This window comes from Bacillus sp. FSL R5-0434 (assembly GCF_038004745.1).
GTDB lineage: Bacteria > Bacillota > Bacilli > Bacillales > Bacillaceae > Bacillus > Bacillus halotolerans.
Genome location: NZ_JBBORV010000001.1, coordinates 1,991,963 through 2,005,083, shown reverse-complemented (window position 1 = coordinate 2,005,083; position 13,121 = coordinate 1,991,963). Strand labels below are relative to the sequence as shown.

Annotated in this window: 5 protein-coding genes and 1 tRNA gene; 5 read left to right on the top strand and 1 reads right to left on the bottom strand. The window is 44.7% G+C overall.

What is annotated here, in order from left to right; genetic code table 11:
- Position 1 precedes the first annotated feature (1 nt).
- Positions 2-74: transfer RNA gene (locus NYE43_RS10020), tRNA-Arg, on the top strand.
- 89 nt (positions 75-163) lie between these two features.
- Here the strand turns inward: NYE43_RS10020 and NYE43_RS10015 are convergent.
- A complete protein-coding gene (locus NYE43_RS10015) occupies positions 164-709 on the bottom strand; it encodes an IseA DL-endopeptidase inhibitor family protein (protein ID WP_095713035.1) in 546 nt (181 codons plus the stop codon).
- 288 nt (positions 710-997) lie between these two features.
- Here NYE43_RS10015 and NYE43_RS10010 point away from each other — a divergent pair, with 288 nt between their 5' ends.
- From NYE43_RS10010 to fenC, 4 genes are all read left to right on the top strand, one after another.
- A complete protein-coding gene (locus NYE43_RS10010) occupies positions 998-2,389 on the top strand; it encodes an MATE family efflux transporter (protein WP_059336512.1) in 1,392 nt (463 codons plus the stop codon).
- A 138-nt stretch (positions 2,390-2,527) separates the two neighbouring features.
- Complete coding sequence (gene galM, locus NYE43_RS10005) at positions 2,528-3,502, top strand: aldose 1-epimerase (protein ID WP_101861452.1); 975 nt, start codon at positions 2,528-2,530, stop codon at positions 3,500-3,502.
- Between the two features lie 26 nt (positions 3,503-3,528).
- The gene (dacB, locus tag NYE43_RS10000; RefSeq protein WP_341061739.1) at positions 3,529-5,004 is read left to right on the top strand and encodes a D-alanyl-D-alanine carboxypeptidase/D-alanyl-D-alanine endopeptidase; all 1,476 of its coding nucleotides are present in this window, start codon (positions 3,529-3,531) and stop codon (positions 5,002-5,004) included.
- Positions 5,005-5,436: 432 nt separating this feature from the next.
- Positions 5,437-13,119, top strand: a complete 7,683-nt coding sequence (gene fenC, locus NYE43_RS09995) for a fengycin non-ribosomal peptide synthetase FenC (protein ID WP_341061737.1) — start codon at positions 5,437-5,439, stop codon at positions 13,117-13,119.
- Positions 13,120-13,121: the final 2 nt, after the last annotated feature.

The following is a 13,121-nucleotide window of genomic DNA, read 5'->3' as shown; positions in this document are numbered from 1 at the left end:
AGCTCTAGTAGCACAGCGGATAGTGCAGCAGTTTCCTAAACTGCAGGTCGGGAGTTCGAATCTCTCCTAGAGCGTAATAAAACAAAAGGGCAATGGATGATACGTCCGTTGCCCTTTTTATGCTTAACATAAAAAACGCCCGTTTTTCTCGGGCGTTTTTTTCTTATATAACTGCGTCAAAGCGATTTACTTTCCACTTTTTGTTCTCTTTTACAAATGTCACTTTCCGTTTTGCTGAAGGTGATCCGTCCAAAGTAGGAACGGTAAATTCATATGTGACTGTGCCGCCTTTTTTAGAAATGAGTTTAGCGGTTGATTTTTTCCAATTTAAGAGATTGTCTCCGTCACCGACCGGAACAGCCAGTTTTCCTTTTGAGACAATGAAATGATAGTCTTTAAAGCCTTTTTCAATCGCTGTTTTTGAGAAAATAGGTGTTAAGTAATTCACAGCTTTTTCTTTTGTGCCAAGGTCACTGCACATGTATACGTACTGAAGATTTTGATGCTCGAATGTGCCTGATGGGCAAACTGCTTTTTTCGCTTTTGGATTGTGTCCGCTCATTGTATTCCAAAAATGCTCTCTTGCTGTTAGTGCCAGCTGCAATGCTTGTTTTTGTGATAAATCTCCGGATGTGTTTTTCGCAAATGCATTTGTGTTTAATGACAGAATAAGTGCAATAGTGGTTAGAAATAGAAGATATTTTTTCAATGTGGCTCTCTCCTTTAAAATCTCTTTCTCTTATGTTACAAATGTTACAATAGTTACGTTTAGATTACAATACTTTTGCATAAATTATTTTTTATTCTTTCATCTCACCAAAAGACTATGCTGTATCGCACTAGTTTATTCTTGCAGATTGAAAAATGTGTAAAAATAGGAGAATCGGGAAGGGTTTTATAAGTACTGTGGTGAATAGTTACATGTTGCATGTCGTGTTCATTTCAAAAGAAACGGGAGCACGTTAGTGAAACGAGTTTAAATAAAGGAGTCATTCATATGGAAACATTACAAGAAAATCCCGTATCTAAGAAGAAGAGCAATCCATCTGTTTGGCGGTCAATGTCACTATTTTTAGTGCCGCTCCTTCTGAGCAATGTGCTGCAATCAGTGGGCCAATTAGTCGGGATGGTCGCTGTGGGCAGATGGCTTGGCGTAGATGCGCTTGCAGCTGTCTCATCCTTTTTCCCGCTGTTTTTTCTTCTCATTTCATTTACGATCGGCATCGGTTCCGGCAGTTCCATTCTTATCGGGCAAGCCTATGGGGCAAAAAATGAGGAACGGTTAAAGGCCGTTGTCGGAACAACGCTGACATTCACCTTTTTATTAGGAATTGTGTTAGCTGTGATCGGCAGTATATTCACCTTAGATATTCTGCGTCTCATGGGAACGCCAGAAAATGTAATTCATGTCAGTGTCAGCTATGCGCGTATCTTATTTTGCGCAATGCCGTTTATGTTTTTATATTTTGCTTATACCACATTCTTGCGGGGGACAGGAGATTCTAAGACACCGTTTTATACATTGATTGTAAGCACAGTCATCAATATAGCACTTTTACCAATCTTAATTCTCGGCATGTTCGGCTTGCCGAAGCTGGGCATTTACGGTTCTGCTTACGCAACCGTTATTTCTACAATTGTGACCTTTATCGTATTATTGGTGTATCTGAGGAAAACGAAACACCCGCTGCAATTTGATAAGACAGTACGGCGTTATTTGAAAATGGATAAGGAATTGCTGGCGCTTCTGCTGCGTCTTGGTATTCCGTCAAGCATTAACATGATTCTCGTCTCACTATCGGAAATAGCAGTCATTTCCTTCGTCAATCATTATGGCTCTGATGCAACAGCAGCATATGGCGTGGTCAATCAGGTAGCCAGCTATGTGCAAATGCCGGCTGTCAGTCTGGGGATCGCGGTGTCTATTTTCGCCGCTCAATCTATTGGAGCGAATGAGTTTGACCGGTTAAAGCAAGTCATTCGGGTCGGTATTTGGCTGAATTATATCATTGGCGGTGTGCTGATCCTCCTTATCTATCTTTTTGCACATCAGATTTTAGCATTATTTTTGACCGAGAAAGATACCCTTTACATTGCACACAGGCTTTTGATGATTACATTATGGAGCTATTTGCTGTTTGGGAATGCCCAAATTATTTCTGCGACGATGCGTGCAAGCGGAACGGTTTTATGGCCGACCCTTATCAGTATTTTTGCCATCTGGGGAATCGAAGTGCCGGTCGCGTTTGTTCTGTCTCACTATACAAATCTTGAAATACTCGGCATTTGGGTAGGCTATCCGGCAGCATTTGCTGTAAGTTTGCTTTTGATTTACGGGTATTATCAATTCATTTGGAAAAAGAAGCAGATTACACGTCTGATTCAATAAACTCCAAAAAACACCGTTCATTTTGAATGGTGTTTTTTGTTTACTTAAAGACAAAAGGGAAAACATAAAATGGAGGAAATAGTGCACACTGAATTGAATTTATATATAAGCATTGAACTAAGGAGAGGTTGAGTACACATGACAAATTATATTGAAAAGATGACGTATTTAGGAACACCAGCTGTCAAAGCGGGTAATGAGCATTTGGAAATAATAGTCGTGCCTGAGTGGGGCAGCAACGTCATTTCTCTCGTAGACAAAGAAACAAAGATGCACCTTTTACGAGAACCGGAAACAACTGAAAGCTTTCATGACACACCTACATTGTATGGAATTCCCATTTTGTTTCCGCCTAACCGCATAAGTGACGGAACGTTCATTTTCCGGGGCAGAACGTATCATTTTGATATCAATGAAAAAGATAAACACCATCACCTCCACGGCTTTCTCTATGACAAAAAGTGGGACATCATAACGATGAAACAAACAGACGAAGAAGTGATCATAGAAACTGAAATTGATCTATCGGAAATTCCCCATGTTTATAAACAATTTCCGCATCATGCTGTTGTACGGATGACATACATTTTAAAAGATAACACTCTTTATAAGCATGCCACGATCATGAATAAAGGGAAGGATGCATTTCCTTGGGGGCTTGGTTATCATACGACCTTCGTTTTCCCAGAAGAGAGCTCTTTATTTTCTCTTACTGCTGATCAGCAATGGGAATTGGATGAACGTTTATTGCCGACCGGAAAGCTGATCGATATACCAAATCAGGAAGCTTTGCACGAAGGAATGCTCTTGCGGCAGCAGCTTGATGATGTCTTTTTATCTTCTTATCAGAAGAGAGGAGGAGAAAATCAGGCCGTCATTTACCATCAGCATGCACACCTGAATATGATCTACAAGGCGGATGAACAATTTAAGCATTGGGTTGTGTATAATGCTGATGGAACACAAGGGTATTTATGTCCGGAGCCTTATACATGGGTGACAAACGCAGTTAACCTTGATCTCCCTTCGTCACTCACTGGCTTACATGTGTTAGAGCCTGGTGAAGAGAAGACAGTAAAAAGCAGCATCACGATTGAGCGTAATCATCGATAGCCAATCAGGAGAGGCGGGATAAGAAAATGGGAAAAAGCATGAAGCTTTATTTTGTAATATTGCTGCTTTTCATCTTTGCTTCCATTCCATATATGCATCATGCTGTACAGGCGGCTGAAGAACAGGATACACTTGCCGGGCAGATTGAAACCATTTTAGCCAATGAACCTGCTTTAAAAGGTGCAATGGCCGGCATTACTGTCCGTTCTGCAGAAACAGGCGACGTCATTTACGACCATTTAGGGGATGTCCGGATGAGACCCGCCTCTTCTTTGAAGCTTTTTACAGCCGCCGCGGCACTTTCTGTTCTCGGTGAGGATTATTCTTTCACAACAGAAGTGCGGACAGACGGCCGCCTTAAAGGACAAAAACTGAATGGCAACCTTTATCTGAAAGGAAAAGGAGATCCGACACTTTTACCATCTGATTTTGATCAAATGGCCGAAAAGCTGAAAAAATCCGGCATCAAGTCCATAAAAGGCAATCTTGTCGCCGATGACTCATGGTATGATCATCTCCGCTATTCGCCTGATTTGCCATGGAGTGATGAGTACACTTATTACGGCGCGCAAATTTCCGCACTGACAGCGTCTCCAAATGAGGACTATGATGCAGGCGCTGTGATAGTAGAAGCCAGCCCGGGAAAGAAAGAAGGACAAAAGCCAGCAATATCAGTGTCACCAAAAACGGATTATGTAGCGATTGAGAATGAGGCGAAAACAGTTGAGGCGGGAAAAAAGAAAGATCTTTCTATCGAAAGAGAACATGGAACCAATACTATCACGATTAAAGGGAGCATACCGGTTGATGCAAGCAAAACAAAAGAGTGGATTTCCGTCTGGGAGCCGGCAGGATATGCTTTAGATTTATTTAAGCAGGCTCTTAAAAAACAAGGCATTACAGTAAAAGGGAAAATCATAATGGGCACAGCGCCCGACTCTTCAGACGTACTGGCCACTCATCACTCAATGCCTTTGTCTAAGCTATTTCTCCCTTTTATGAAATTAAGCAATAACGGACACGCCGAGGTACTTGTAAAAGAGATGGGGAAAGTGGAAAAAGGAGAGGGCAGCTGGGAAAAAGGGCTTGAAGTGCTAAACAGTACGCTTCCGAATTTCAGCGTTGATCCCAAAACACTTATTTTGAGGGACGGTTCCGGGGTCTCTCATATCAACGCCGTATCATCAGACCAAATCACAAAGCTGTTATATGACATCCAAGATGAAAAGTGGTTTCAACCTTATCTGCATGCTCTGCCGGAAGCGGGGAACAGTGACAGACTGGTAGGCGGGACGCTAAGAAACCGCATGAAAGACACTCCGGCAGAAGGAAAAATAAGGGCAAAGACCGGGTCCTTAAGCACTGTCAGCTCTCTGTCTGGCTATGCAGAAACAAAGAGCGGAAAAACGCTCGTTTTCTCTATTCTTCTAAACGGTTTGATTGATGACTCGGATGGCAAAGACATTGAGGATCAAATTGCTGTTATTTTGGCAAATCAATAAAAACGCTAAACCTGTTTTCCGCGAAAACAGGTTTTTTTATATTTTTTTTTACATTATTGCGCTTGTTTTTAAAACATCCATCTAAATATTGTAGAAATGTAACTGATACTGAGGCGGAGAATATCTTATAAACGGTTCAACACTATCCTCATATGAAATTAAATAAATGAAGAAAAAATCTAGTGATGAAGAACTATTAAAAATCGATACTTTCATAACTTTACATTCGAAATCCTAATAAAATTAATCAAGAAAAATAAATAATTAATACTATATTCAAAAAAATGTTATAAAAATTTTATATTTTTTATTGTACTTTAAAAAAATTCGGTTAATATAATGCATATATGGATTATATAGTCATATAATTTCTTTTTATTGTAATTTTTTCAGTTTCTTATCCTCTTATAAATTAGAATTGGAGGGAATTCGTTGAAAGAAAATACTTATGGTTTAACTCATGCCCAAAGGAGAGTTTGGTTTACTGAACTGTTGGAGCCTGGTACAAGCATCTGTAATCTGACCGCCTGTGTAAAATTCAGGGGTGATGTTGATCTTGATGCTCTTCAGTTGGCTCTGAACCTTTCAATCTCCCGTAATGATGCAATCAGGTTCCAGCTGACAGAAGGAATTGAATCGGAGTCAGAGCCTCGTCTGTATCTTGCAGAATACAAAGGATTATCACTTGAAATAATAGATTTTACAAATGCTGAAATGACTGAAACAGAGCAATGGATTCATGATCAAGCCAGAATTCCGTTTAAGCTGCTTGATTCGCCTCTGTATCAATTTTATCTCCTTAGAATCCACCCCCATGAAATTTGGCTATATGCGAAATTCCATCATATTATCATGGACGGCATCTCTTTAAATTTGATGGGAAATCAAATTATTAATCTGTATCAAAAAATCAAAAAAGGGGAGCCTATACCCGATGAGCAAGAGCCTTCCTACATTAGCTACATAGAAAAAGAGAGGCAGTACTTACAATCTTCACGTTTTGAAAAAGACCATTTGTTTTGGACGCAAACCTACCAACAGCCGCCGGTATACCACTCACTAACCGGACAGAGCACTTCACAAAAGCAGAGTACCTCCGCATCGAGAGATACTATCACACTTTCACCTTACCTAGCACATACCATCCAAGCTTTTTGCGAAGAACAGAAAATCAGTATGATTTCCTTATTTATGGCTTCATTTTACATATGTATCAGCCGCATCACCTCTAAAACGGACCTTGCGATCGGAACCTACTATGGAAACAGGGGGTCAAAGGCGGAGAAAGAAATGCTTGGCATGTTTGTCAGCTCTCTTCCAATCAGAAAAACGGTTGATTCTGACGCCGATTTTCTTTCCTTTGTACGCAGTGTCGGCAGAGAACAGCTTTCAGTCATGCGTCACCAAAGATTTCCTTATAATTTGCTGGTGAATGAATTAAGAAAAGAACACAAGGATTTACACAACCTGATCGGTATATCAATGCAGTACCATCCGCTTCAGTGGCAAAAAGCGGATGATTTGAACTATGAGACGGCGCTTTATTTCAGCGGATACACCGCGAATGAGCTTTCTGTTCAAATACAGGAGCGGATAGATACTGGAGCCATTCAATTAAATTTCGACTATCAAAATATCTTATTTTCTCTTGAGGACGTTAAACGGATTCAGCACCACCTGCTTACGTTGCTGGAAAACGCGCTTCAAAATCCGCATAGCACTATAAAAGAATTAGATATGGCAGAAAAACATGAGAAAGAAAAAGTTTTGTATGAATTTAACAGAACGAAAGCTGTTTCGCCTGCAGCTTCGACGCTGCACGGGCTGTTTGAACGTCAGGCAGCTTTGACGCCGGATCGGACGGCCTTACGCTTTTCTGGCGGTTCGCTGACTTACGCGCAGCTTGACATGTACGCCAACAGGCTGGCAGCGCGCCTTACGGCGCATGGTGTCACGAAGGAAAGCATTGTCGGTGTTCTAAGCGAGCGTTCGCCGGACATGCTGACAGCCGTTCTCGCCGTATTAAAGGCAGGCGGAGCTTATTTGCCGCTTGATCCTGCATATCCAGAGGAGCGGCTGAGCTATATGCTGAAAGACAGCGGGGCAGCATTGTTGCTGACGCAGCCGGGATTAAGGGCACCTGATTTTTCCAAGAAGACACTTGAAGTGGATATGACGGCTCTTGCGAATGAAGAATCTGAATATCACTCTCTTCATCAAGCGGACAGTGATTCTCTCGCCTATGTGATCTATACGTCGGGCTCCACTGGACGGCCGAAAGGAGTCACCGTGGAGCACCGCCAGGCGGTTTCCTTTCTGACCGGCATGCAGATGCAGTTTCCTTTAGAGGAAGACGACATCATTATGATGAAAACGTCTTTTTCCTTTGATGCGTCTGTCTGGCAGCTGTTTTGGTGGACGCTTTCAGGTGCTTCGGCCTATCTGCTTCCGTCCGGCTGGGAGAAAGATCCGGCATTGATGATAAAAGCCATTCGAGAGGAAGGCGTTACAACGGCCCATTTTATTCCGGCCATGCTGAACAGCTTTTTGGACCAAGCGGAAATCGAAGCACCGAGAAGCCTGAAGCGTGTATTCGCCGGAGGTGAACCGCTGGCCCCTCATACGGCAGCCCGTTTCGCTTCTTCGCTGCCCGAGACATCGCTGGTTCACGGCTACGGGCCGACAGAAGCAACTGTTGATGCGGCATTTTACACGTGTGATCCTGAGCTGGACAAGGATCGCTTGCGCCTTCCGATCGGAAAACCCGTGCCTGGCGCGCGTCTGTATGTGTTAGATCCGCATGTAGCCGTACAGCCTGTCGGCGTAGCGGGGGAATTGTATATCGCCGGAGCCGGTGTCGCCAGAGGCTACTTGAATCGGCCGGAATTAACAGAAGAACGTTTTCTTGATGATCCATTCTATCCGGGTGAACGCATGTACAAAACAGGGGATTTAGCACGCTGGCTGCCAGACGGACAGGTTGAATTCCTCGGCCGTCTGGATGACCAGGTGAAAATCCGCGGCTATCGTATTGAGCCGGGAGAAATCGAAGCGGCGCTCAGAAGCATAGAAGGCGTGCGGGAAGCGGCTGTGACTGTTCGTACAGAAAGCGGCGAGACGGAATTATGTGCGTATGCAGAAGGGCGCGAAAGAAACGAAGTGCGCAAGCAGCTTGAGACATTGCTTCCGGGCTACATGATTCCTGCTCATATCATTGAGATGGAACAATGGCCGGTTACCCCGAGCGGAAAGCTCGACCGAAAAGCGCTGCCTGCTCCTGACGGAGCGGCAGATCGGGAAACCTACACAGCGCCGAGAAACCTGACAGAGATGAAGCTTTCCCAGCTGTGGGAGGAAGTGCTGAAAAGCGGCCCTGTCGGCATTCACGACAACTTTTTTGACCGGGGCGGCCATTCCTTAAAAGCCACCGCGCTTGTCTCCCGGATCGCCAAGGAATTCGGCGTCCAAGTGCCGCTGAAGGATGTGTTTGCCCATCCGACGGTAGAAAGTTTGGCTTCTGTCATCAGCGAAGGAACGGAAAGTCCGTATGAAGCCATTAAGCCGGCTGAAAAACGCGAGACCTACCCGGTTTCCTCCGCCCAAAAGCGGATGTATGTGCTCCAGCAGCTGGAGGATGGTGGCACAGGCTACAATATGCCGGCAGTCTTGGAGCTGGAAGGAAAGCTGGTTCTTACAAGAATGGAGGCCGTATTCAACAAGCTGATCAAACGCCACGAGTCACTGCGCACGTCCTTTACAACGGACACAGACGGCGAGCCGGTTCAGCGTATCCATGAAGAAGTGCCGTTTACATTCCACACCTCTGGGCTCGGCGGACAAACTGAACAGGAAGCCGCGGCAGCGTTTATCCAGCCGTTTGATCTCAGCCAAGCTCCGCTGTTCCGAGCGGGGGTCGTCAAGGTATCAGGCGGGCGGCATCTATTACTGGTCGATATGCATCACATTATTTCAGACGGTGTGTCAGTCAATACGCTCATTCGGGAATTCGGGGAGCTGTACGCCAATCAGGAGCTACCTGCGCTTCACATTCAATATAAAGACTATGCCGTATGGCAGGAGGCCTTTAAAAAAGGAGACACGTACAAGACGCAGGAGGCATACTGGCTGAAGCAGCTCGAAGGCGAGCTGCCCGTACTGGACCTGCCGGCTGATTACGCCCGGCCGCCGGTGCGAAGCTTCGCGGGTGATCAAGTTTCATTTACGCTCGATCAAGAACTCACAGCCGGGCTTCACAAACTCGCACGCGAGAACGGAAGCACCCTGTACATGGTGCTCCTGGCAGCTTACACAGCGTTATTGGCGCGCTTAAGCGGACAGGAAGACATCATCGTCGGGTCACCAATTGCCGGACGTCCTCACAAGGACCTTGAGCCGATACTTGGAATGTTCGTCAACACCCTGGCGCTCCGGACACGCCCGGAGGGCGGGAAGCCGTTTGCGCAATTTTTGCAGGAAGTGCGTGAGAACGCATTGGAAGCTTACGAACATCAGGATTATCCGTTCGAAGAGCTTGTCGACAAGCTCGCCGTAACAAGGGATATGAGCCGAAATCCAGTGTTTGATGCGATGTTTATTCTTCAAAATATGGACAAACAAGACATTAATCTTGGAGACATAAAAGCACGGCCTGCAAATGTTATTCATCAAATTTCTGTATTTGACATGACGTTGATTGCGGCTGAATCAGATGGAGTCATCAGATGTGACATGGAATTTAGTACCGACGTATTTATGAGAACGACAATTGAACGCTGGACGGCTCATTTTACCGAATTTTTGCGTGCTGCCACGTCAAATCCTAATACAACTCTTTCACAAGTGAATATACTCAGCGAAAAAGAAAAACAAAAGATTTTGATAGAACTCAACAAAACCCACGTTGAATGTTCTCAAACTGATATCGTTTTTCATCGCATGTTTGAAAAGAGGGCTGAAGAGACACCGGAGCATATTGCTGTTATGGACGGTGAAAAACAGATCAGCTATCGCCATCTCAACGAAAAAGCCAATCGTCTGGCGCGCACACTGCAAGAAAAAGGAAAAGAGACGCAGCCAATCGTTGCTGTTTTAGCGGAGCGATCCATTGATGCTATTGTTGGTATTTTAGCCGTTATGAAAGCCGGCGGCGTGTATATTCCGATAGATTCTCATTATCCAAAAGCCCGGATTGAATACCTTCTCAAAGACAGCGGGGCTGAAATTCTTCTTTTACAGAATGAAGTAAAGCATTTGATTGCAGGCTCAGATATAGGTGATATTTCTCGCATCTGTCTTGATGATGAAAGTTTCTATGAAGCAAAAAGATGCAACCTTGCTTCATCTCCTGCCCCGGAGGACTCGGCATACATCATTTATACGTCAGGAACAACCGGTGCGCCTAAAGGCGTTATCGTTACGCACCGCAACTTTGCTCATGCTGTTCTTGCATGGCGCAGCATATATCAGCTCGATCAAATGCCTGTCAGGCTGCTTCAAATGGCGAGCTTTTCCTTTGATGTCTTTTCAGGAGACTTGGCGAGAACATTGGCCAATGGAGGGACTCTAGTCATTTGCTCTGATGAAACAAGGCTTGAGCCTGATGAATTATATGCATTGATGAACCGCCAGCGTATCACGATCATGGAGTCAACACCGGCACTCATTGTCCCATTTATGGAATATGTTTACCGCAACCAGCTCAGTCTTCCTGACTTAGACATCCTTATTCTTGGTTCGGATATGGTGAAAGCCCATGATTTCAAAACATTGGCGGACCGTTTCGGAAACAAAATGCGCTTAATCAATAGTTACGGGGTCACAGAGGCCACGATTGATTCAAGTTACTATGAAATGAATATGGGTGAAGAGTATTCGGGAGACAGCGTACCGATCGGCATCCCGCTTCCCAATGTAAAACTGTATGTACTCAGCCAGACTGACCAAATACAGCCGATCGGTATTGCCGGCGAGCTTTGTATCGGCGGAGCCGGCGTTGCCAAGGGCTATCACGGAAAATTTGAATTAACGGAAAAGAAATTTACAAAAAATCCATTTGTATCCGGAGAAAGACTCTACAGAACAGGGGATCTGGCTTGCTGGCTTCCAAACGGCACTCTCAGGCTTCTTGGCCGGATAGATCATCAAGTAAAAATAAACGGGTACAGGATCGAAACAGAAGAAATTGAAAGTGTGCTTCTCCAAACCGGACTTGTCAATGAAGCGGTTGTAGCGGTTCAAAGTGATACGAATGGACAGGCTCGTTTGGCAGCGTATATTCTGCCTTCAGATGCCGATACAACGGTTCTCCGCGGCGCTTTATCGAAAATGCTGCCGGCATATATGATCCCTGCGCATATCATTCCTTTGGAAACTATGCCGCTGACATTAAACGGGAAGCTGGACAGAAGAGCCTTACCGGCACCAAATGAAGCTTTCTCGCGGCCGTATACTGCACCGGTCAACGAATTGCAGGGAATGACAGCGCAGATTTGGGAGGACGTGCTGAGCGTGTCTCGAGTTGGCATTCACGACTCCTTTTTTGAGCTTGGAGGAGACTCTATTAAAGCACTGCAAGTGTCCGCCCGGCTGGCAGCTGAAGGCTGGAGCATGACTATACAAGATTTATTCCGTTATCCAACAGTTCATGAGCTGAGCAGCCATATCACTCCATTGATATCTCAGGCAGAACAAAGGCCTATCGAAGGTGAAGCGGATCTTACACCGATTCAGTGCAAATTTTTCGATCAGCGTCATGCTTTTCGTGATCATTACAACCAATCGGTCATGCTTTTCAGCGAAAAGGGGTTTCATGCTGACGCGCTTCGCCAAGCGCTGCGCAAATTGACTGAGCATCATGACGCGCTTCGCATGGTGTTTACACAGGATCATACCGGGCGTGTCGTTCAGTACAATCGCGGAATTCAGATCACTGAAAACGAACTGTTCGGATTTCACCTAGCAGATTGGACAAAGGAACAGGCAGAAGGCACACTCTTGGAAGAAAAATTTGCTGCTGAGGAAATCGTGCTTCAAAGCAATATGAATGTAAAAGAAGGACCTTTGCTGCAAGCGGGATTGTTTAAAACGACAGAGGGAGACCATTTGCTGATTACGATCCACCATCTCGCTGTAGATGGCGTTTCTTGGAGGATTCTGCTTGAAGATTTAGCTGCAGCCTACCAACAGTCTTTGGAGCAAACAGAGATCAAACTGCCGCCGAAAAGCGATTCTTATTTATCATATGCCAGCGGTCTGGCACAGATAGCCGGGAGCCGGCAATTGTTATCAGAAATAACATATTGGCAAACGATTTTAGATGCCCATAATGTTTTTCTGCCTAAGGACATGGCTGAGTCGGACAGGCATCAAAGCAGTGCTGAAACAGCTGCGTTTGTATTAGCCAGTGACTGGACTAAAAAACTGCTGTTTGAAACGCAGCAAGCCTATGGTACTGATGCCAACGAACTTTTGCTCACTGCTTTAGGAATGGCGCTTTATGAATGGAGCGGACACGAACAAATTGTGATCAGCGCTGAGGGCCATGGAAGAGAAGGACATGTTCCGAATATTGATATTTCACGAACAGTAGGTTGGTTCACTTCTATTTATCCTATCCTTCTGGACATGAGTGCACCGCATTCATCTGAAGATCAGCTCGGTTACAGAATCAAAGCGACAAAGGACAGGCTGAGAAGAGTGCCGCACAAGGGAACGGGCTACGGCTTATTAGTACAAAAGGGAGCCATACAGCATAAAGAGCCTGAGATCAGCTTCAATTATCTTGGACAATTCAGCGAAGGTCAGGGTTCTGATTTGTTTCAACTGTCTTCTTATCAGCCTCGTTACGAAATAGCGGGGGAGAGAGAAAGAGAGTACGAGCTCGATATTAATGCTTTGATAACAGACGGACGCCTGCAAGTCAAAGCAGTATACACCCGGGTATTCCGCGAAAACACAATTCAGTGTTTGATGGACAGCTTTCACAGTCATCTTATCGAGATCATTGAGCATTGTACAAAGAAAAAAGAACGAGAAAAAACGCTGAGCGATTTCAGCAACAAAGAACTAACGCCATCCGCATTATCTAGCATCGAAAATCTCATTAAAGATATTTAACT

Excerpts from the sequence above, each read along its gene's own strand:
- galM (WP_101861452.1), top strand. The coding sequence starts at position 2,528 with ATGACAAATTATATTGAAAAGATGACGTATTTAGGAACACCAGCTGTC.
- NYE43_RS10010 (WP_059336512.1), top strand. The coding sequence starts at position 998 with ATGGAAACATTACAAGAAAATCCCGTATCTAAGAAGAAGAGCAATCCA.
- dacB (WP_341061739.1), top strand. The coding sequence starts at position 3,529 with ATGGGAAAAAGCATGAAGCTTTATTTTGTAATATTGCTGCTTTTCATC.